The organism is Sorangium sp. So ce1504 (genome assembly GCF_051521635.1).
In the GTDB taxonomy this organism is placed as follows: Bacteria; Myxococcota_A; Polyangia; order Polyangiales; family Polyangiaceae; genus Sorangium; species Sorangium cellulosum_B.
Map to the genome: position 1 here is coordinate 6,625,730 of NZ_CP150365.1, position 19,819 is coordinate 6,645,548.

The following is a 19,819-nucleotide window of genomic DNA, read 5'->3' on the forward strand; positions in this document are numbered from 1 at the left end:
ATGAGGAGAGGTCTGCTCGCCGAGTTCGAGACGCCCGAGGCGATGCTCCAGGCGATCGCGGAGCTCAGGAGCCGCGGATACAGGCGCCTCGACGCGTTCACGCCGTATCCGATCCACGGCCTCGAGCAGGCGCTCGGGCTCCGCCGCTCGCCGCTCACCTGGATCGTCCTGCCCTTCGCGCTCGCGGGCACCGCGGGAGGCTACCTCGTCCAGTGGTATTGCAACGCGTTCGACTACCCGCTCAACGTGGGTGGGCGGCCGGGGCACGCGGCCCCTGCGTTCATCCCGATCACCTTCGAGATGCTGGTGCTCTCGGCCGCCCTCTCGGGGTTCGTCATCCTGCTCGTCCTCTCGCGGCTGCCCGAGCTCTGGCACCCGGTGTTCGACGTGCCCGGGTTCGAGCGCGCCTCCATCGATCGGTTCTGGATCGGCATCGACGCCCGCGACCCGGCGCTCATCAGCCCCATCACCGAGCGCGATCTCACCGATCTCGGCGCCCTCACCGTCGCCTGGGCCGGGAAGGAGCGATCATGACGCGCGGACTGCCCCTCTCGCTCTCCTGTCTGGCCGCGGCGCTGTGCCTCTCCTGCACGCCGGTGACCTCGGCCGACGCCGAGCCCGGCGAGGCGGACCTGCTGGATCTCGAGCGCATGCTCCGCCAGCGGCGGTACACGGCCTACCAGGAGACAGAGCTCTTCGACGACGGCTCGGCCATGCGCCGCCCGCCCGAGGGCACCGTACCGACCGATCGCGTGCTCGGCGATCCCGGGCTCACCCGCGGGATCGCGGACGGAGCGTACGTGGCGCGCGTCCCGGTCACGGTGACGATCGAGCTGCTCCGGCGCGGAAAGGAGCGCTACGAGATCTTCTGCGCTGCCTGCCACGGGGTCGCCGGAGATGGCGAGTCGGAGGTCGCGCGCAACATGACGCTGCGGCGCCCGCCGTCGCTCGTCGACCCGCGCGTCCAGGCGTTCCCGCCCGGGCGCATCTACCAGGTCATCGTCGAGGGCTACGGGCTCATGCGCTCGTACGAGCCGCACGTCCCGCTCAGGGAGCGCTGGGCGATCGTGGCCTATGTGAAGGCACTCGGGAAGAGCCGCGGCACCGCGCTCGACGCGCTCCCCCCACCCCTCCGCGAGCGCGCCCGGAAGGAGCTCCCGTGAACCGGCGATTCCCCGTCTTCCGAGGCGGCCGCGCGATCGTGACGCGGTCCCTCGGCCTCGCGCTCCTCGGCGCCCTGCTCCTCGTCGTCGGGGCGTTCGTGGACCGGGAGCGGCTCTTCTACGCGTACCTCGCGGCCTACGCCTTCGCCGTGACCACGGCGGTCGGGGCGCTCCTCTTTCTCATGATCTGCCACGCCATGGCCGCGACATGGCCTGTGGCCGTCCGCCGCCTCGCGGAGGCGATCGTCGGGGCGCTGCCGCTCCTCTGCGCGCTGTTCGTCCCGCTCCTGTTCGGCCTCGGCGCGCTCTACGGGGAGTGGCTCCACCCCGAGTCGATCGGCGACGAGCACGTTCGAGCCATCGTGCTCCACAAGACGCCTTACCTGAACCTCCCCTTCTTCCTCGTGAGGACGGGGATCTACTTCACGGTGTGGCTCGTCTTCGGCGCCCTGCTCCGGCGCGGCTCGATCCAGGGCGACGCGACCCCGGCGCTCGCGGACAGCCGGCGCCTCCGCGTGATCAGCGTCGCCGGCCTCCCGCTCGTCGGGCTCACGCTCTCGTTCGCGGCCTTCGACTGGCTCATGTCCCTCGCGCCGACGTGGGTGTCGACCATGTTCCCCGTCTATGTGTTCGCCGGCGGCTTCGTCGCCGCGATAGCGCTGCTCACGGTGCTGGCGTTCGCCGCCGAGCGCGCCGGGCTCCTGCCCGGGCTGAGCGCGTCGCACTACTACGCGCTCGGCCGGCTGCTCCTCGCGTTCACCATCTTCTGGGCCTACGCCGCGTTCTTCCAGTTCATGCTGATATGGATCGCGGACAAGCCCGAAGAGGCGGAGTTCTACGTGCTCCGCGCCCACGGCCCGTGGGCGATCGCGTCCCTCGTGCTCGTGCTCGCGCGGTTCGTGATCCCCTTCGCGATCCTGCTCAACTACGGGATCAAGCGGCGCCCAGCCTGGCTGTCGGCCGTCGCCGCCTGGATCTTCGTCGCGCATTACCTCGACATGCACTGGCTCGTCGCGCCCGAGGTCCCGGGCGCTCGCGCGCCGTTCCACTGGCTCGACGTGGCGGCGCTCCTCGCCGTGATCGGCCCGTGCGTCGCGTTCGCCGCGCTGCGGGTGCGCGGCAGGCCGCTCGTCCCCGTCAACGACCCGGCGCTGCCGGCCGCCCTCCGCTACGAGAGTATATGACGTCCCACTACCGCCGTCCCGACGTGCGCCAGGAAGAGGATGTCGTCCCCTGGAAGACGATCCTCGCCGTCGCGTTCGCCGTCGTCGTGATCTTCATCGTCCTGGGCCTCTGGTCCTGGATGCTCCTGCACGGGCGCGAGGCGGAGCTCCGCCCCTCGGGAAGGAGCGCCGAGCGCTCCCAGGAGCTCTCCCTGCCGCGCGGCGAGGTGGCCGGGGTGGATCAGCGGATCTTCCGGCGCGAGGCCACGGGCGAGGAGGGCCTTGGCACGGCGCTGAACCACCGGAAGCGCGAGGAGCTCGGGCGCTTCGGCTGGGCAGACCGCGACCGCGGGCTCGTGCAGATCCCGATCGAGGACGCGATGAATCTCGTCGTGGAGGAGAGCCGCTGATGAGGATGCAACACCTGTCCACCACGGCGCTCCTCGCGCTCGTGTTCACGGGCGCGCCGCTCACGGCCGCCGCGGATCGGCCATTGCTCCCGCCCGCGGCGCGCGAGGCCGACATCGACGAGCGCCTCGGGAACGCCATCGACACGACGCTCCCCTTCACCGACATGGACGGGCGGCGCGCCCCGCTCGCCGAGCACTTCGACGGGCGCCGGCCGGTCGTCCTCGTCCTCGCCTATTACCGCTGCCCGACGCTCTGCGGCCTCGTGCTGCGCGGCCTGGTCACCGGCATGGCGAAGCTCGATTACCGGCTGGGAGAGCACTACCGCGCGCTCACGGTGAGCTTCGATCCGCGGGACACCCCGGCGTCCGCGGCGCGGAAGAGGACATCCGCGCTGTCGGCCCTGGGCATGGCCGGCGCGCCGACGCGGGAGACCTGGCCCTTCCTGACCGGCGCGCTGCCCGAGATCCGCGCGCTCGCGGGCGATCTCGGCTTCCGGTTCGGGTACGACCCGCAGACGGAGCAATACGCGCACCCCGCCGCCATCTTCGTCCTCACGCCGGACGGCCGCATCTCACGGGTCCTCTATGGCATCGAGTTCTCCTCCCTCGACCTCCGCCTCGCGCTCCTCGAGGCGAGCCGCGGGCAGATCGGCACCCCCCTCGAGCGCGTCCTCATGACGTGTTATCGCTATGACCCCGCGAGCCGCCGCTACGGCCCGTATGTGGCCGGCTTCGTGCGGCTCGGCGGGGCCGCCATCCTGGCGTGGGCCGCCGCGGTGATCGCCTTCTTCGGCTGGCAAGGGCGGCGGCGCAGGGGAGAGGGGCGCGCGCGATGAACGAGCTCCTGCGCCAGCTGCTCTTCCTGCCCGAGCAGCGCTCCTCGCTCGCCCGCGAGATCGACGGGCTGCACTACTTCGTCATCTCCGTGACGATGGGCGGCGCCGCCCTCATCACGCTCATCGGCGGGTATTTTTTGATCCGCTATCGCCGCCGGCTGGAGGACACGCCTCGGCCGCACGCCGGGGCCTTCGCGCGGCCCGCGCTCTTCCTGGAGACGGTGTCGCTCTTCGGCCTGGGCTTCGTGTTCCTCACGTTCTGGACCATCGGCACGCGCCAGTTCGTCGACCTGCGCACGCCGCCGGAGGACGCGCTCGACGTCTATGTCACGGCCAAGCAGTGGATGTGGAAGTTCGCCTATCCGGGGGGAGACAGCGAGATCTCGGTGCTCTATGTCCCCGCGCGGAGGCCGGTCCGGCTCATCATGACGTCGCGCGACGTCATCCACAGCTTCTACGTGCCCGCGTTCCGCATCAAGCAGGACGTCCTCCCGGGCCGGTACACAACGGCCTGGTTCGAGGCGACCGAGCCCGGCGCGTACCCCATCCTCTGCACGGAGTTCTGCGGTACGAGCCACTCGGAGATGCGCGGCCAGGTGATCGCGCTCGACCCGGCCGACTACGAGCGCTGGCTCGCGGGCGGGGCGGCGAGCGCCCCGGCGTTCGCGCAGGAGGCCGCCGCCGAGGCGGAGAACGAGCTCGCCGAGGCGGAGCCGACGATGCCGAGCCGCGGCGAGCACGCCGCCGCGACGCACGGCTGCCTCCGCTGCCACACCCTCGACGGAACACAGCACGTCGGCCCGACCTGGGCCGGGCTCTACCGCTCGGTCGTGCCGCTCGATGGCGGCGGCGAGCGCGTCGCCGACGAGGCCTACATCACGGAGTCCATCATGGATCCGCTCGCCGCGGTGCACCGCGGGTTCACGCCGGTCATGCCGTCTTTCCGGGGACAGATCACGCCGCCCGACGTCGCGGCGATCATCGAGCTCATGAAATCGATCCGCGACGTGCCGCACGGCGCCGTCGTGCCGTGGGACGGCGGGGTCAGCGACACGGGCGCCGCGGCGCCGGAGGGGGTGACGCCATGACAGCCCACGAGATCGAGGGGACCGCGCCCATCCACGGCGCGCACGACGCCGACTATCTCCGCGCCCGCTCGGGGGTGCGCTCGTGGCTGCTCACGACCGATCACAAGCGCATCGGTATCATGTTCTACGCGCTGATCGTGCCGATGCTCATGCTCGGCGGCGCCTTCGCGCTGGTCCTCCGGACCGAGCTCCTGACCCCCGGGCCCACCGTGATCAGCGCGGCGACCTACAACCGCATGTTCACGCTCCACGGCGTGGTCATGGTGTGGCTCTTCATGATCCCATCCATCCCGAACATCTTCGGGAACTTCGCCCTCCCGCTCATGATCGGCGCCAAGGATCTCGCCTTCCCGCGCCTCAACCTGGCGAGCCTCTACGTCTACGCGATCGGCGCCGTCATCACGCTGGGGGCGACGATCGCCGGGGGCGCCGACACGGGCTGGACGTTCTACCCGCCGTACAGCACGACCACGCCCGCGGGCGTCCTGCCGGTCGTGATCGGCATCTTCATCCTCGGCGCCTCGTCGATCATGACGGCGGTGAACTTCATCGCCACGACGCACACGATGCGCGCCCGCGGGATCGGCTGGGGACGCGTGCCGCTCTTCGTGTGGGCCATCTACAGCACGAGCATCATCATGCTGCTCGCGACGCCCGTCCTCGGCCTGACGATCCTGCTCGTCGGGATAGACCACATCTACCATTTCGGCATCTTCGACCCGACGCTGGGCGGAGACCCCGTGCTGTTCCAGCACCTGTTCTGGTTCTACTCCCACCCGGCGGTTTACATCATGGTGCTCCCGGCGCTCGGGGTCATCAGCGAGGTGGTCTGCACCTTCGCGCAGCGGCAGCCGGCGTCCTACTGGGCGATCGCCCTCTCGTCGCTCGGCATCGCGTTCATCGGGTTCACGGGGTGGGGGCACCACATGTTCGTGGCCGGGATCAGCGAGCTCGACGCCGGGATCTTCGGCGCGCTCTCGATGTTCGTCGCGATCTTCTCCGCCATCAAGGTGTTCACCTGGGTGGCGACGCTGCACAAGGGGGCCATCCAGTTCAACACCCCGATGCTCTATTTCTTCTGGTTCCTGTTCCTCTTCGTCTTCGGCGGCATGACGGGCGTCGCCGTGGCCACGCAGTCGCTCGACGTCCACTGGCACGACACGTACTTCGTCGTCGCCCACTTCCATTTCATCATGGTGGGCGGCACGCTCACCGCGTTCCTCGCGGCGGCGCACTACTGGTTCCCCAAGATGTTCGGCCGCACCTACTCCGAGTCGATGGGGCTGCTCACGTCGTTCGGGGTGTTCCTTGGGTTCATCCTGACGTTCCTCCCTCAGTTCCTGGCGGGCAACGCCGGGATGCCGCGCCGCTATTACAGCTACCCGGAGCAGTACCAGTGGCTCAACGTGCTCTCGACCGGCGGGGCCTTCCTGCTCTCGGGCGCGCTCCTGCTCGCGCTGGTGAACCTCCTTGTCGCCCTGCGCTGGGGGGCGCGCGCCACCGCCAATCCATGGAGGTCCCGGAGCTACGAGTGGATGACGCCGCCCATCCCGCCCGAGCACAACTTCCCCGTGACGCCGGTCGTCGATCGCGGCCCGTACGATTACCACCTGACCGACGAGGAGGCCCATGCCCGAGTCTCACCCGCCCGCTGAGCCGCTCGCCCCGGCGCGGCTGGCCATGCAGTTCGAGGACCTCGAGAAGCAGACCCACGCCGCGCACTTCGGCATGTGGATCTTCCTCGCCAGCGAGGTCCTGCTCTTCGGCGGGCTCTTCGGCCTGTACGCCGCCTACCGCGCGGTCTTCGGCCCCGAGTTCACCGCCGGGATCGCGCACAACAACGCCGTCATCGGGACGGCCAACACGGGGATCCTCCTGACGAGCAGCCTGCTCGTCGCGCTGAGCGTCTACGCCGTGCGCCTCGACCGGCCGGCGAGGGCCGGCCGCCTCCTGCTCGGCGCGATCGCGCTCGGCCTCGCCTTCCTCGTGCTGAAGGGCGTCGAGTACACGGCGCACTTCCACGAGGGGATCTTCCCCGGCGCCGGCTACCGCTTCGAGGAGCTGCCGTATGCCGGCGCGAAGATGTTCTTCACGCTCTATTACCTGACGACCGGGCTCCACGCGATCCACGTGACCGCGGGGCTCGTGGTCCTCGGCTGGCTCGCGTGGGGGTGCTTCCGGCGCCGGTACGGCGCGGGCAACGAGACGCACGTCGAGCTCGGCGGGCTCTACTGGCACCTCGTCGACGTGATCTGGATATTCCTCTGGCCGATGCTCTACCTGATGCACCGCTAACGGGACGTTGCGCCCATGACCGTCAAGCACCTCTCCTCGCGGACCTACGTGATCGTCTGGCTCCTCCTGATGGGGCTCACGCTGGCCTCGTACCTCCTCTCGCTGGCCCACCTCGGCCAGGCCGATGTCGTCGCGGCGCTGCTCATCGCCACGGTGAAGACGGTGCTCGTGCTGCTCTTCTTCATGCACCTCATCGAGCAGCGCTTCGCGAACGCGCTCCCGATGATCGTGGCGGCGCTCCTGCTCGGCCTCTTGCTCACGCTGATGCTCAGCGACGTGACGAGCCGCGAGACGATCACGCGCAGGCCGATCCCGCCATCGCCGCTGCCCAGGGCCACGGCCGCGCCCCGATGACGGCTGCATCCCGGTGATCCGTCCATCGCGCGAGCGCGCCCGCCGGCGCGGGCCGTAACGGGCCGCCGTCGCGCGGCGACGGGGTCTCGTCGACGTCGCGCGTCGCGATGACCGCGCGGCGCCGTCGCGCGTCGCGATGGACGCGCGGCCCCGCTCGGCGGGCGAGGCGGGAGCCGCGCTGTCGTCGGAGGGCGCGACGCCGATCTCACCGCATCCGCCGCCGCTCACGTGGGCTATCCGCCGCCCCGGTTCGGGCCTACAAACACGTGCTCTCGATGCCGCGCGACGGCCCTGCGGAAGGGTGTCTGCGCCTCCGGCATTGAACGTTCGTAGGAGCGACCATGAACAGGTGGATTGGGCAGGCCGCCGTCCTGTGCGGCCTCGCCGCGGCCGCGTGCACTCCCGGCCCGGCGGACGCGCCATGGCTCGCGGAGGGGGACGGGTCTCTGGCGCTGGACTGGGCGGCGGCCTCTCCGACGGCGTTCCGCGGCGCCCCCGGGAACGTCGACCCGAGCGCGCCGTGCTCCGCGCGGGTCCTCTTCACGGAGGCCTTCGCGGACAAGGCGACCCGGTGGAGCCTCGCGGCGGGGTGGGAGATCGGGCCTGCGAGGGCGTCGAGCGACCAGCGCGCGGGGTTCCCCGATCCGGCGAGCGATCACACCGAGGCCGGCGACGACGGCGTGGCGGGCGTGGTCCTCGGCGGCAGCCCCAGCGTCACCGCGCCGCACCCGCAGCGCTACCTGACCAGCCCCGCCGTCGACGCGCTCGTGAGCGGGCGAGTCACGCTGTCGTTCTGGCGATGGCTGAACACGACCTACCGCAACAAGGCCCGCGTCGAGGTCTTCGACGGATCGCGCTGGCGGATCGTCTACGAATCTCCGCACGACGATGTCACCGAGTCCGGATGGAAGCGCGTCACCTACGATCTGACGCCCTACAAGAGCTCGAGCCTGCGCGTGCGGTTCGGCTACAGCGCCGTCATCGCCTTCGGCGGCGCGCCCATGTCGGGCTGGAACATCGACGACGTGCAGATCAGCGCCTGCCGCTGAATCGGCGCATGGCCCGAGCGGGAGAGCGCTCGCCGGCTCCCACGAGCGCTGTGGAGAGGCACATCCAGGGCGTCATTTTCCTTTCCCGTTGACAAATTTCGCTCCCGGGTCCGCCACGGATCGCCCTGGCACCTCGCTTGCTCGACCCAGCCTTGGAGCGCGCGAGGACGTGACCTTGCGCCAACCTGTGCCAAAGAAAGGACCCCTCGAACCATGCTCATGCAGAAGAAGCGAAAGGTGCTGAAGGCGCCGTTCATCGTGACCGTCGCCGCGGCGGCCTCGCTCGCGGGCGCGGTGGCCCTGCCGGGGTGCGATCCCACGGTGACGAGCGGCGGCTGCCCCGAGTCGGCGCCGGAGGTCGGATCGAGCTGCGAGGAGGACGGCCTTTCGTGCAACTATGGTAAGGAGCTGTGCGGCCTCCCGATCGACAGCACGTGTATGCGCGGGGAGTGGTATGAGGAACCCACGGTGGCCTGCAACCCGCCGGAGCCACCGGAGTGCCCCGCGGAGGTGCCGGAGGCCGGCAGCGCCTGCGAGCAGCCCGGGAAGACCTGCAACTATGACACCACCGGTTGCCCCTCGGTGGTGACGTGCGGTGACGACGCCACGTGGTCCGAACCGATCTCGCCGGCCTGCAACCCGCCGCCGCCGGAGTGCCCCGTGGAGGTGCCGAAGGCCGGCGGCGCCTGCGCGGAGCCCGGGACGACCTGCCACTATGACGCCACCGGTTGCCCCTCGGTGGTGACGTGCGGTGACGACGCCACGTGGTCCGAACCGATCTCACCGGCCTGCAACCCGCCGGCGCCGGTGTGTCCCGAGGTGATGCCGACCGACGGGGATCCCTGCGTGGCAGCGAGCGGGCCCTGCCCCTACGAGATGATGACCGGCTGCGGCCCGATGCCGACCGAGGCCGTGTGCGTTCAGCAAAAGGACACCTGGAGCTGGCAGGTAGCCGAGATCTTCTGCAACCCGCCGCCCCCCGACCTCTGTCTCACGGCCGCCACCGAGGACGCGTGCGCCAACCTCGGGCCGACGTGTCGCTGGCTCACGCCAGGCTGCGGCGACGCCTCGAATACCCCCGTGCTGGCCGAGGCAGGCTGCTTCCCGAGCCAGGGTTGCGAGGTCGACGAGGCGTGTCCGAGCGGGACGCGCTGCCAGGAGCTCGTCATCAACCCCTGTTACAAGGAGGCCTGTGACGCCTGCGGCTCGACCGTGAAGGTGTGCGCGCCGCCTGGCGCGCGCCCGAGCGCGTCGCCGTGAGCTCCTCGGGGGGCGGTGAGCGCCCGCCTCCCGTCTTGCCGCCCTCAAACTCCCCGCCTAGCGTGATCCCATGACGGACGCCCCCGACGCAGACCAGGACAGCGCCGCTGACGCGGAGGCGCCGCGCGGGCAGCTCGCCCCCCTCCCTCCCGCGAGCGACGCGGTGCGGGCCGAGTGGGGGCGGCGCGTCGAGGCCGAGTACCGCTCGGCGGCGATCACGCAGCACCTCACGCTCTGGCTGATCCAGATGGGCGCGTCGCCGGATCTCATCGACGACGGCCTCCGCATCGTCAAGGACGAGCTCGCGCACGCTCGCCTCAGCCATCGCGTCCACGCCCGCGCGGGCGGCGGCGCCTTGCCGGCGCTCCGCCGCGAGACGCTCGGGCTCAGGAGCAGCGGAGACGAGCCGCTCGAGATGGCCGTCGCCCGGGCGGGCGTCGAGGTGTTCTGCCTGGGGGAGACGGTCGCGGTCCCGCTCTTCAAGGTGCTCCGCGAGGGGTGCACCGTGCCGGTCGCGCGCCGGGCGCTCGACCGCATCCTGCGCGACGAGGTGCGGCACCGCGACTTCGGCTGGACGCTGCTCCGTTACCTGCTCGAGCAGCCGTGCGCGCCGGCCGTGCGGCAGCTGGTCGAGCGCGAGCTCCACGGCATGTTCACGCGGCTGCGCAGGAGCTACATGCCCCCTGGCGGCGCGAGGCGCGCGGCGATCTCCGACGACGACCGCGCCTGGGGCCTGATGCCGCCCGCGCGGTACGGCGAGATCCTGGAGCGCGCCGTGGAGCGGGACTACGCGCCTCGCTTCGGCGAGCACGGCCTCGATGCGGCCGCCGCGTGGCGCGCGGCGACCGCGCCGGACAGGTCCGCCGCGCCCCCCTGAGCCGGACGCCTCCCATCCATCCGCCGCGCGGCGCCGCAAGACGGCCGCGCCCCCCGAGCCGGACCCCGCCAGCCCTCGCACGCAGCGCCGCCGGCGGTAGTGGTCAAAATTGAACATGAAGGCGGGAAGGCGGGAAGAAAAGATCAATGATCTTCCCGTCTTCCCGCCTTCATGTGAACTCTCTCCGGGCAAATTTGACCACTACCCCCTCACGCGGATCACCCGCCGCTCGGGCAGGCTCGCTCGCCTCTCCGCCCATTCGCCGCGCGCCGCCGACTCGAGGATGCGGCGCAGGAGCAGCGCTGGCGCGTCTGCCTCGACGTGGTGCTCGCGGAGGGGCCCCTGTTCCGCGCAGGTGTGCTCCGCGCTCTCCAGGAGGAGCCGGTCTTGCCGGAGGATCGCCGGCTCTTCCTGGCAAAAGCGCACGCGCGCCCCGAAGGGCAGCGCCCTCGCGCTCATCCACTCCAGGCGGCACCGATCGGGCGCGGTCGGGACGAAGTGCAGGACGATCCGGCGCGAGGGCCCTCCCAGCGAGCGCACCTCGACGCGGTCGGGGAGCTTGAACGAGAGCAGCGTCTGCAGCGACCGCTGCCCGGGCGCGCCGCCGTCCTCGCGGACCGGCCCGCGCAGCGTCATCCCATCGAGCGTCGGCCGCAGCTCGAGGAGCTCCTCGCGCAGGCCGCGGAAGAGCGCCGTGTAGAACTGCCAGTGGGTCCACGGGTGCGCAAACGCTGGATGACACCAGTCGAGGTTGTTCTCCAGGCCTTTGATGGACGAGCACCCGAGCTCCACCGAGCCCTGATCCCAGCGGTGCGCCGCAAAGCCGTCGATGCTCGGCGCGGGCGGCGGCGCTCCGCCGTGGCCCTCGCCGAGCCAGACCCACACATACCCGTCCTGCTCCGCGCACGGGAACGCGGGGACACCGCACCTCTCGGGGATGCGCCTGTCCCCCGCGAGCGACGGGATGTGCACGCACTCGCCGCCGCCGCCGTACCTCCAGCCGTGGTATCCGCACGAAAGCTCTCCCCGGGCCACGCGCCCGAGAGACAGCTTGACGCCGCGGTGGCAGCACCGATCCGCGAGCGCGCGGGGACGGCGGCCGTCTCCGCGAAATACAACGATGTCCCGGTCGAGGACCCGGACCGCGCGGGGGGCATCCCCGAGCTGCGAGGACGCACAGGCAACATACCAGTACTCCCTGAGGAACATGACCTCACCTCCAGCAAACATTCATGAATGTATGTAAATCGACACAAAAAACGCCCTCAGCGCCGGAGCCCGCGCAGGAACGTCGCGACCATGCGGCGCACGACGGCCCTGGACTCCAGCGCCGTCGGGTCCATGAGGTGCAGCGCGGTCGCGCCGTGCACGAGGCTGACGGCCGCGAGGGCCGCGGCCCTCGGGTCGGTGGCGCGGTCGATCTGGCCGGCCGCGATGCCCTTTCGCACGAGGTCGGCGACCATGTCGACGAGGCGGCGCGCGTTCGCGATCTTCTGCTGGAATCCCGGTTCCAGCTCGGGCGTGAGCTCGGTCTTGAACAGCGTGATCGAGAGGACCGCGCGGTACTCTGGATCTTCCTCCAGGTACTCGAGCGAGCGCGTGAGCAGGCGCTCGATCGACTCGAGCGGCGCGTACCGGGGCGAGAGCGCCTCGGCGAAGACCTCGTTCGCCTTGGCGAAGCGCTCGCCGATCAGCGCCGAGTAGAGCTCGACCTTGCCCTTGAAGTGCCAGTAGACCGCGCCCCGCGTCAGCGCGGCTTCCGCCGCGACGTCCTGCAGCGTCGCCGCCGAGTATCCCTTGCGGCTGAAGACGCGCAGCGCCGCGTCGAGGATCTGCTCGCGCGTCGCCGCTGCTTCCTCCTTCGTCCGTCGCACCCACCTCATATACATTCGAGAATGTATGTTAGCAAGCCCGATCGTCACCTGGTCGGCGCCGGGCGCGCGGGGTGGGGTCGCCGTCGGGACGGGCAGGGCGATCTGACGGAGAGGACGCGAGACAAGGTCGTGAAGACGCCGGGCTCGGGCTCAGGTCGTGAAGACGCCGAACTCGGGGCTGTAGATGACCACGCCTCGGGCGCGCTCCAGCGCCCCCTGCGCGAGCTCGATCGCCATGAACGCCTCGTCCGCCGCGTACTCGTTGCCGAGGCCGTACAGGCTGGCCTTCTTGAACCCGAACCGAGCGTAGTACTCAGGCGATCCGAGGACGACGGCGAACGCGAAGCCGGCGTCCCTGCACGCCGCGATCCCCCGTCGCGCCAGCGCAGAGCCGATGCCGCGGCCCGCAAGCCCAGGCGAGACCGCGAGCGGCGCGAGGCCGAGGCCCTTGCCGGGGACGCCGTCGCCGGCGATCGTCACGGGGCTGAACAGGACATGTCCGACGATGCCCGTGTCCGTCTCCGCGACCAGCGAGACGGCCGCGCGCCCCGCGTCCCGCAGCCCGTCCACGAGATCCGCCTCGAGCGCCGAGGGAAACGCCGCGAGGTGGACGGCGCGGATCCCCGCTTCATCCCCCGCGCGCTCCGGCCTGACGTCCATCATCGACGCACCCCGCCGGGCCGGCGCCCCTCCGCCGATCGGCCTGCGCAAGGGGCAGCGCCCGGCGCGATCCCCCGCCCGCGAGCCGCGTCAAGCGCCAAGGAGGACGCGGTTATGACAGACCATGTCCGACCGGGTCGACGCCTCGATAACGACCCTTCCTCTCCAGTTCTCCACAGGCGTTCTCCACAGGACATCCCCTGGACAACAGCTGGATTCTGTCGATTACCTTCGCCGCGCGCGCCTCTTCTCGTCATGGCCATTCGCACAGCCTAGCGGAAGGCCGCGCCGCAGGGTGAACCGGCGCCCGAAGACAGACGCAAATACACGTAATCACAAATATTTTTACGATCGCAGGCACGGCCGTCCGCCCCTGACGGGTTGGGACAATGTCCGTCCGATCGATCCCTTTCCCGACGGGTCGAAGATGACTATCCATGGTAGACATCAAGAACGCGGCGCGACGGCGTGTCTCTCGCACGAGCGTGTAAATGGCGCGCCGGAATGCTTCGTTTGGAGGAGACTTCATGGAAAAGATCTCGCTCACGTACTTTGTCGACTTCGTTCTCAAGGCCGGGACGCCCAAGCTGACGGGCGTCAGGGAGTTCAAGGAGCGGAAGGACGAGCTCCACACGGACTTTTACAGGCAGGTGCGAGAGGCGATCGTCGACATGCACAGGAGCGGAAAGCCCACCAGCGTGCTCGACGGCTTCCTCGCCGCGCAGCACGACGAGCGGCGCCGCCGCATCTACCCGTCGGTGGTGAACGGATATCGCAAGTTCCTCGCCTCGACGAGGATGACATGGTTCGAGCCGCCGACGTCGACGTACCGCCTCGGCGATCTCGAGATCAACGTCAACCCGGAGCTCGGGCTCGTCATCGATGGGACGCCGCATGTCATCAAGATGTATTTCCGCGGGGAGCCCCTGTCGTCCAAGCGCGTCTCGGTCGTGCTGAACCTGCTCATGAACGGGCTCGCGGAGAGCACGCCGGGCGGCGCCTTCGCGGTGCTCGACGTGCGGAACGCCAAGATTCACACCTTCAAGGTGCCGAACCCGCGGCTCAGCCTGCTTCTCCGCGGCGAGGCGGCCTCCTTCGCCACCATCTATACCGGGCTGTGATCGCGGCGCCGCGGGGCGAGGCGGCGCCGCGCAGACATCACACCACGTCGTCTCCCCGCGTCCACCGAGCCCGCGACGCCCACCGCGCTACCGGCGTTGCCACGCCGCGCGCCCTCCGCCGCTCATCCGGGCGGGGGCGCGCGGCGCGCGCCCCGCCCGGAGCAGGACGCGCACCGGGCGGACGCGGGAGCCGAAAGGTCGATGTCACGACGACGACGCCGTGACGCCATGACGCGATGACGCGACGTCGCGACGACGTGATGACGCGACGCCGCAATGAATGGCGCACACGCAATCGAGCTGTAGGAGATCGACGCCACTGGCCTCATCGCAGAACGTACGCGGAACGTACGCGGAACGTACAAGCAGAGTAAAAATGACCGATTCAGAGAAAGAGAACTACGATCGCTCGGGCAGTTTCGTTTATCCTCGGGCTGCCATGGACCGCCGCGCGCAGATCACCGCAACCCCGCTTCATGTGCCCAGCATTCTTGTGGTCCTTGATCCCGCGTGGCCGGCGCTCTTCAGCCTGTGCCTCGCGGTGGCGCCGGGCTGCGGGGTGCTCCTGCACCGCTGCGACGCGGCCACCGCCGCGACGATCGCCGCCGAGCGGCGGCCGCTCGCGATCCTCCTGTCCAACAGCATCTACGCGAGGGATCCCGCCGATTTCGAGGCGCTCGCCCGGGACGTCCACTCGACGCTGCTGCGGCTCGATGAGGAGGTCAGCGAGCGAGAGCTCGAGGCGATGCTGAGCGGCGCGCTGCGCGAGACGCGCGAGATGAACTCGCAGCGCGACGCGGGTCGGCGCGACGAGGGAGGCGGGCGCTACACGATGATCGGGGCGCAGCGCAGCGAGACCTTCGGCCACAAGGCGGCCTCGGGCGCGGACTCCCGCGCACCGCAGCGGGCGGGCGCGAGCGCGGATTCTCGCCTCGCGGCGCAGGTCCGCGAGAGGTCGACGAGCCAGAGCACGCTGCCGCCGCCATCGGCGCGCTCCGCCGCCCCGCCGTCGGCCCGGGCGCCCCTCGCGAGCCACGCGCTCACGCCGGTGCCCCCATCGAGCGCGCCGCCTTCGTTCCGCTCCCCACCGTCGGTGCCCTCCGCGCCGCCGCTGGCGCGCACGCAGCCGAGCGCGTACGCGCCGGGCGGGTCACCATCGGCACCGCCGCCCTCTGCCCGCTCGCTCTCGGGCCCCGCATATGCGTATGCAGAGGCCGCCGGGAGCGGCCGCCTGTCGAGCCTGCCTCCGTCGTCGCGCCCCGAGCCCCTGTCGAGTCCGCCTCCGTCGATGCGCTCACAGCTCCTGTCGGGTCCACCTCCGTCGACGCGCGCGCAGCCGAGCGTGCCGCCGGTCCCCTCGTCGCGCCCTCTGCCAGGGGGCCCTGCGGCGCGTCGACCCACGCCGATGCCGTCGAGCGCGCAAGCGGGGCCGCCCTCCTCCAGGCGCAGCCTGCCGAGCCCGCCGTCCTTGCGCACGATGGCGAGCTCGCCCCCCTCGGTGCGCTCCGTCCCGCCCGGCGCGCTCTCGAGCGCCGAGCCCCCGCCGTCGATCAAGACGATGGGGCCCCTGTCGGCGCGGATGGCCCCGGCGTCCTCGGTGCGCCCCGAGCTGTCGCCGCGCTCCGGCGTGCGAGAGCGGGGCAGCGAGGAGCTAGATGCCGTGTTCGAGGATCAGAAGCTGCCGCTCGACGCGCTCGCGCGGGGCAACCGTGGCACCACGACCACGCGCTGAAGCGCGGGCCAGAGCGGTTCCTGCCCACCTCTGCACCATCCAGAGCAGAGCGGCAGCAGAGCGGCAGCAGAGCGGCAGCAGAGCGGCGGTCTCCCGCACAGGAGACGGGCCCAGATCGGCGTTTTCGGCGCGCAAGCGCACTCCGGTGCGCTGAGCACCGAAAACGCCGAGATGGGCCCGTATCCGAAGCGGGTGACCGTCGCTCTAGCGGGGGCGCGTGAGCCACGATGCGGTGGAGCCCGCGGCGCGCCCGAGCAGATCGCCCGCGATGTCGACCAGCGCGGGCGGGGCGGGCGCGCCGAGATCGCGGCCGAGATCGACGAGGATGCGGTCGACGCACTCCATCGCGCTCGAGGCGGCGAGATCCATCCCCGCGCCGCGCCCGCCGGCCGCGCGCCCTGCGAGGTACAGCCCCCTCACGGGCGTGTACACCGCCGGCCGCGCGCGGCCGACCTGGCCAGGCGTCTGCGCCGTCCCCGACGCGAGCTCGCCGCCCGGAGCGCACGCCTCTCCGCCTCCGTCCGGGGATGATCCGTCGACGAAGATCGCCTGGGAGAGCACGCCGGGCACCGCCGCCGACAGCGCCCGCAAGAGCTCGTCGACCGTCGCGCCGGGTCCGCCGCGCGAGGCGCCGCCGCTCCCACCCGGTACGGCGCACGCGCAGAGGAGCTCATGTCCAGGCGGCGCGAGCGACGGGTCGAAGCGCGTCGGCGCGAGGCAATAGAACGGAAACGCCGGCGCGCCGGCGCCGCCGGCTAGACCGGCGAGCGCGCCCGCCGAGACGAGCCGCCTGCGCAGCCCGATCTTGACCTCGACCAGCCTCGGTCGAGGCGCGATCGCACGGACGCGCGCCACGTAGGCGTCGGGGAAGTGCGGCTCACCAACGAGGCCCGACACCGTGCGCAGGAGCCCGGCCGCGCTCACCACGATGCGCGCGGGGAGCGCCGTTCCGTCCTCGAGCTCGACGCCCTGCACGCGACGATCGTGCACCAGCACGCGGCGTACGGTCGCGCCCGTCCACACGGCAGCGCCGAGCTCCCGGGCCAGGCGGCAGAAGACCTCGGGGATCCGCGACGCGCCTCCCTCGGGATAACGCTGCCGGCCGGCGCGGGCGAGCCGGCGCAAGGAGAACAGCGCCTCGCCCGCAGACGCCTCGGCGCCTGGCAGCAGCAGCGGCAGGCCGAGCAGCCCGCCGAGCCGAACGGCGGCCGCGGCGCGTGGGATGAAGCGGGCCACGTACGCCTCGGCCGTCACGTCGTCACACGCGGCCAGATCGACGTCGCGCATCGCCGCCGCGTGCGCGAAGAGACGCGCGGCGCCCGCGGCCTCCAGCGGCGTGAGGTCGAGGCCGCGCGCGAGATCCAGGGCGGTCCCGGCGAGCCGGAGGAGATCTGCCCGCAGGACGACGCGGCGAGCGCGCGCGGTCCCGGCGCGGGCGCCCGTGAAGCAGAGCGCCGCCGGCTCGTCGCTCTGCTGGAAGGTGATCGCGTCGCCCTGGCCCACGCGGCGGAGCACCTCGCCGACCGGGCCTTGCTCGCCACAGCCGAGCATGTGCGTGGCTGTGTCGACACGGAAGCCGTCCCTCTCGTAAGCGGCAGAGGAGCCGCCCAGGCGGCGCTCCTTCTCGACGAGCAGGGTCGGGATGCCGGCGTGCGCAAGGAGGAGCGCCGCGGCAGAGCCGCCGACCCCGGAGCCGATCACCACCGCGCGCAAGGGAGCCTCGTCCATGACGTCACGAGAACATATCGCGGAGAGCCCGCGCGGCGCGCGCCGCGCCGCCGGCAATCACGCGAAAACCGCGCTGGAATCACGCTAGCAGACGCTAGCAGACGCTAGCAGACGCTAGCAGACGCTAGCAGACGCGAGAGCACGCGAGACCACGCGAGACCACGCGAGGGGAGGCCGCGGGATGCGAGGAGGCGCGTGTGCCACGTGGGAGAACGCGGGGCCGCGCGAGGAGACGCCGGGCTACGCGGAATCACGCAGGGCAAGGCAGCGCAGCACACCACGACTCGACAAAGCGCCGAGGCGCGCGCCGAGCGTTGACCCTCGAGAGCGGCCCCCCGTAGAGTGTAGCCTTGCAGCCGACGTGCCCGCTATGAAGACCTGCCCGCAGTGCCATCAGCGTTACCCGGCCGACAGCGCCTTCTGCTTCATCGACGGCTCGTCGCTCGTCTCCGAGAAGGATCCCCGCATCGGGACGTCGATCGCGGGTCGGTACGTCATCGAGCAGGGCCTCGGGATCGGCGGGATGGCCACGGTCTACAGGGCATACAACAAGCTGATCGGCACCCCCTGCGCCATCAAGATCCTGAACCGCGAGTTCGCGCAGGACACGACGACGCGGGAGCGCTTCCGGCGCGAGGCACGGCACGCGCAGCGGCTCGCGCACCCGAACATCATCGAGATCTTTGATCAGGGCGACACCGACGACGGGCTGCCCTTCCTGGTGATGGAGCTGCTCCAGGGGACGAGCCTCGCCGACGTCGTGGAGCGCAGCCGGGTGCCGCTCGCGCGGGCCCTTCCCATCTGGGTGCAGATGGCGCGCGCCCTCGGCCGAGCGCACGACTTCGACGTCGTGCACCGCGATCTCAAGCCGGAGAACGTGTTCCTGATGAAGGGCGACTGGGTGAAGCTCCTCGACTTCGGCATCGCCCGCTGCGCGCAGGACGCGCGCCTCACGAACCTCGGCGAGATCTTCGGCACACCGCAGTACATGGCCCCAGAGCGCAGCACGACGATCGACGCTGGCCCCCCGGCGGACCTCTACTCGCTCGGGGTCATCATGTTCGAGATGATCACGCAGCGGCTGCCGTTCGACGCCCCGGATCCGGCGAGCTGGATCCTGAAGCACATGAACGAGCAGCCGCCGCACCTCAAGGAGCTGGCCCCGGAGATGCCGGACGCGCTCGACCGCCTCGTCGGCGCCCTGCTGGCGAAGGAGCCCTCCGAGCGCCCCGTCGACGCGTACCGCGTGCTCGCGGAGCTCGAGGAGATCGCGGCCGCGAGCCGGATCGCGCTCCCCCCGCCGCCGGAGGCGATGCCGCGCGACTCGGCGGTGCGATCGAGGGGCGCCGGGCGCGATCCCTGGGTCAGCCGGCTCGAGCTGTTCGAGCGGATGACGGCCCGCGCGTTCGGCGCGTCGGCGCCGGTGGACATCCAGCGGCAGCTCGAGGCGCTGCGCGGCGTCGTGCGGGAGCACGCCGATCTCCGCTCGAGGGCCCTCGACGAGCAGCGGCGCCTCGAGGGCGTCGCCGAGGAGTGGCGCGACGGCCGGATGCAGATCGGGCGGGCGATGGACGCGCTCACGGTCGACGCCTCGCTCACGCGCGAGGAGGCCCGGTCGTTCCGCGCCAGGGTGGCGCCGCTCAGCGCGGCGACGCAGGCGTTCGTCCCCGAGGTGCTGATCGCGCACAAGGAGGCCGTGCGCTGGGAGGGCCGGTGCGGGTTCGCCGAGCCCTACCTCGAGCTCGCCGCCAGCTACCGCAAGCTGGCCGAGCTCGTCGAGGGCTGGTATGCGTCGCGCAAGGCGGACTACGAGGCGGAGAGCGAGGCGATCGCCCGCGAGCACGAGGTGGCCGAGGTGGACGCGCAGATCAAGAAGCTGCGCGAGCGCCTCGAAGAGCTCGACCGGCAGCTCGAGGCGCGGCGCCGGGAGTCCCAGGAGCGCATCGCCGAGATCGGGCGGAGGGTCGATCAGCTCGACGCCGAGCTGCTCCACCTGGCCAGCCGCTTCTGCGCGCCGCTCCGATCGAAGCCGGAGCTCGGCACGCTCTTCGTGGAGCTCGAGCGGCTCGCCGGCTGACCGCTCCGCTCCGGCGCGCCTCGGGCGCACATCGTGGCGGCGTGTCGCAGGTCGTGGAGCTCCGGCGAGGACTTCCCTGCGGCGCGCGTGGATCCGGCGCGGGCGCGCCCCCGAGGAGCTCGACCCGGCGGC

19 protein-coding genes are annotated in these 19,819 nt (G+C 71.3%); 15 read left to right on the forward strand and 4 right to left on the reverse strand.

From position 1 onward, the window contains the following. From WMF39_RS24815 to WMF39_RS24870, 12 genes are all read left to right on the forward strand, one after another. On the forward strand, nt 1–534 hold the full coding sequence (locus tag WMF39_RS24815) for a DUF3341 domain-containing protein (RefSeq protein WP_437747920.1): 534 nt from the start codon (nt 1–3) through the stop codon (nt 532–534). Continuing rightward, nucleotides 531–1,163 (forward strand): c-type cytochrome, encoded by a 633-nt coding sequence (locus tag WMF39_RS24820; RefSeq protein ID WP_437747921.1) that lies wholly within the window; start codon nt 531–533, stop codon nt 1,161–1,163. Before WMF39_RS24815 ends, WMF39_RS24820 begins: the two co-directional genes overlap by 4 nt. Next, nucleotides 1,160–2,347, forward strand: a complete 1,188-nt coding sequence (locus WMF39_RS24825; protein ID WP_437747922.1) for a hypothetical protein — start codon at nt 1,160–1,162, stop codon at nt 2,345–2,347. The genes WMF39_RS24820 and WMF39_RS24825 overlap by 4 nt, the downstream gene beginning before the upstream one ends. Continuing rightward, entirely contained in the window at nt 2,344–2,736 is a 393-nt protein-coding gene (locus WMF39_RS24830; RefSeq protein WP_437747923.1) for a hypothetical protein, read from the forward strand. Before WMF39_RS24825 ends, WMF39_RS24830 begins: the two co-directional genes overlap by 4 nt. Further along, nucleotides 2,736–3,572, forward strand: a complete 837-nt coding sequence (locus WMF39_RS24835; protein ID WP_437747924.1) for an SCO family protein — start codon at nt 2,736–2,738, stop codon at nt 3,570–3,572. Before WMF39_RS24830 ends, WMF39_RS24835 begins: the two co-directional genes overlap by 1 nt. Then, on the forward strand, nt 3,569–4,660 hold the full coding sequence (coxB, locus tag WMF39_RS24840; protein WP_437747925.1) for a cytochrome c oxidase subunit II: 1,092 nt from the start codon (nt 3,569–3,571) through the stop codon (nt 4,658–4,660). Before WMF39_RS24835 ends, coxB begins: the two co-directional genes overlap by 4 nt. Next, on the forward strand, nt 4,657–6,315 hold the full coding sequence (locus WMF39_RS24845) for a cytochrome c oxidase subunit I (protein WP_437747926.1): 1,659 nt from the start codon (nt 4,657–4,659) through the stop codon (nt 6,313–6,315). Before coxB ends, WMF39_RS24845 begins: the two co-directional genes overlap by 4 nt. After that, nucleotides 6,290–6,955 carry a cytochrome c oxidase subunit 3 gene (locus WMF39_RS24850; protein ID WP_437747927.1) on the forward strand — a complete coding sequence of 222 codons (666 nt, stop codon included), beginning with the start codon at nt 6,290–6,292 and terminating at the stop codon, nt 6,953–6,955. The genes WMF39_RS24845 and WMF39_RS24850 overlap by 26 nt, the downstream gene beginning before the upstream one ends. 15 nt (nt 6,956–6,970) lie before the next feature. After that, a complete protein-coding gene (locus WMF39_RS24855; RefSeq protein WP_437747928.1) occupies nt 6,971–7,309 on the forward strand; it encodes a cytochrome C oxidase subunit IV family protein in 339 nt (112 codons plus the stop codon). Between the two features lie 341 nt (nt 7,310–7,650). Continuing rightward, entirely contained in the window at nt 7,651–8,358 is a 708-nt protein-coding gene (locus WMF39_RS24860) for a hypothetical protein (RefSeq protein ID WP_437747929.1), read from the forward strand. A 213-nt stretch (nt 8,359–8,571) separates the two neighbouring features. Continuing rightward, complete coding sequence (locus WMF39_RS24865) at nt 8,572–9,618, forward strand: hypothetical protein (RefSeq protein WP_437747930.1); 1,047 nt, start codon at nt 8,572–8,574, stop codon at nt 9,616–9,618. Between the two features lie 70 nt (nt 9,619–9,688). Beyond that, the gene (locus WMF39_RS24870) at nt 9,689–10,495 is read left to right on the forward strand and encodes a ferritin-like domain-containing protein (RefSeq protein WP_437747931.1); all 807 of its coding nucleotides are present in this window, start codon (nt 9,689–9,691) and stop codon (nt 10,493–10,495) included. 201 nt (nt 10,496–10,696) lie between these two features. Here the strand turns inward: WMF39_RS24870 and WMF39_RS24875 are convergent, their stop codons facing one another. From WMF39_RS24875 to WMF39_RS24885, 3 genes are all read right to left on the reverse strand, one after another. Beyond that, the gene (locus tag WMF39_RS24875; RefSeq protein WP_437747932.1) at nt 10,697–11,704 is read right to left on the reverse strand and encodes a Rieske 2Fe-2S domain-containing protein; all 1,008 of its coding nucleotides are present in this window, start codon (nt 11,702–11,704) and stop codon (nt 10,697–10,699) included. Nucleotides 11,705–11,760: 56 nt separating this feature from the next. Then, nucleotides 11,761–12,369 (reverse strand): TetR family transcriptional regulator, encoded by a 609-nt coding sequence (locus WMF39_RS24880; protein ID WP_437747933.1) that lies wholly within the window; start codon nt 12,367–12,369, stop codon nt 11,761–11,763. Between the two features lie 150 nt (nt 12,370–12,519). Then, complete coding sequence (locus WMF39_RS24885) at nt 12,520–13,032, reverse strand: GNAT family N-acetyltransferase (RefSeq protein ID WP_437747934.1); 513 nt, start codon at nt 13,030–13,032, stop codon at nt 12,520–12,522. Between the two features lie 524 nt (nt 13,033–13,556). Between WMF39_RS24885 and WMF39_RS24890 the strand changes: the two genes are divergently transcribed. Together WMF39_RS24890 and WMF39_RS24895 are read left to right on the forward strand one after the other, a co-directional pair. Beyond that, on the forward strand, nt 13,557–14,150 hold the full coding sequence (locus tag WMF39_RS24890) for a hypothetical protein (protein ID WP_437747935.1): 594 nt from the start codon (nt 13,557–13,559) through the stop codon (nt 14,148–14,150). Nucleotides 14,151–14,589: 439 nt separating this feature from the next. Continuing rightward, nucleotides 14,590–15,882, forward strand: coding sequence for a hypothetical protein (locus WMF39_RS24895; protein ID WP_437738970.1), 1,293 nt, complete (start codon nt 14,590–14,592; stop codon nt 15,880–15,882). Between the two features lie 204 nt (nt 15,883–16,086). Here WMF39_RS24895 and WMF39_RS24900 read toward each other — a convergent pair whose 3' ends face one another. Further along, nucleotides 16,087–17,610, reverse strand: a complete 1,524-nt coding sequence (locus tag WMF39_RS24900; protein WP_437738971.1) for a phytoene desaturase family protein — start codon at nt 17,608–17,610, stop codon at nt 16,087–16,089. Between the two features lie 370 nt (nt 17,611–17,980). Here WMF39_RS24900 and WMF39_RS24905 point away from each other — a divergent pair, with 370 nt between their 5' ends. Further along, nucleotides 17,981–19,687 carry a protein kinase domain-containing protein gene (locus WMF39_RS24905; RefSeq protein WP_437738972.1) on the forward strand — a complete coding sequence of 569 codons (1,707 nt, stop codon included), beginning with the start codon at nt 17,981–17,983 and terminating at the stop codon, nt 19,685–19,687. Nucleotides 19,688–19,819 lie beyond the last annotated feature (132 nt).

Excerpts from the sequence above, each read along its gene's own strand:
- WMF39_RS24815 (WP_437747920.1), top strand. The coding sequence starts at position 1 with ATGAGGAGAGGTCTGCTCGCCGAGTTCGAGACGCCCGAGGCGATGCTC.
- WMF39_RS24820 (WP_437747921.1), top strand. The coding sequence starts at position 531 with ATGACGCGCGGACTGCCCCTCTCGCTCTCCTGTCTGGCCGCGGCGCTG.
- WMF39_RS24830 (WP_437747923.1), top strand. The coding sequence starts at position 2,344 with ATGACGTCCCACTACCGCCGTCCCGACGTGCGCCAGGAAGAGGATGTC.
- WMF39_RS24835 (WP_437747924.1), top strand. The coding sequence starts at position 2,736 with ATGAGGATGCAACACCTGTCCACCACGGCGCTCCTCGCGCTCGTGTTC.
- coxB (WP_437747925.1), top strand. The coding sequence starts at position 3,569 with ATGAACGAGCTCCTGCGCCAGCTGCTCTTCCTGCCCGAGCAGCGCTCC.
- WMF39_RS24845 (WP_437747926.1), top strand. The coding sequence starts at position 4,657 with ATGACAGCCCACGAGATCGAGGGGACCGCGCCCATCCACGGCGCGCAC.
- WMF39_RS24850 (WP_437747927.1), top strand. The coding sequence starts at position 6,290 with ATGCCCGAGTCTCACCCGCCCGCTGAGCCGCTCGCCCCGGCGCGGCTG.
- WMF39_RS24855 (WP_437747928.1), top strand. The coding sequence starts at position 6,971 with ATGACCGTCAAGCACCTCTCCTCGCGGACCTACGTGATCGTCTGGCTC.
- WMF39_RS24860 (WP_437747929.1), top strand. The coding sequence starts at position 7,651 with ATGAACAGGTGGATTGGGCAGGCCGCCGTCCTGTGCGGCCTCGCCGCG.
- WMF39_RS24865 (WP_437747930.1), top strand. The coding sequence starts at position 8,572 with ATGCTCATGCAGAAGAAGCGAAAGGTGCTGAAGGCGCCGTTCATCGTG.
- WMF39_RS24870 (WP_437747931.1), top strand. The coding sequence starts at position 9,689 with ATGACGGACGCCCCCGACGCAGACCAGGACAGCGCCGCTGACGCGGAG.
- WMF39_RS24875 (WP_437747932.1), bottom strand. The coding sequence starts at position 11,704 with ATGTTCCTCAGGGAGTACTGGTATGTTGCCTGTGCGTCCTCGCAGCTC.
- WMF39_RS24885 (WP_437747934.1), bottom strand. The coding sequence starts at position 13,032 with ATGATGGACGTCAGGCCGGAGCGCGCGGGGGATGAAGCGGGGATCCGC.
- WMF39_RS24890 (WP_437747935.1), top strand. The coding sequence starts at position 13,557 with ATGGAAAAGATCTCGCTCACGTACTTTGTCGACTTCGTTCTCAAGGCC.
- WMF39_RS24895 (WP_437738970.1), top strand. The coding sequence starts at position 14,590 with ATGGACCGCCGCGCGCAGATCACCGCAACCCCGCTTCATGTGCCCAGC.
- WMF39_RS24900 (WP_437738971.1), bottom strand. The coding sequence starts at position 17,610 with ATGGACGAGGCTCCCTTGCGCGCGGTGGTGATCGGCTCCGGGGTCGGC.
- WMF39_RS24905 (WP_437738972.1), top strand. The coding sequence starts at position 17,981 with ATGAAGACCTGCCCGCAGTGCCATCAGCGTTACCCGGCCGACAGCGCC.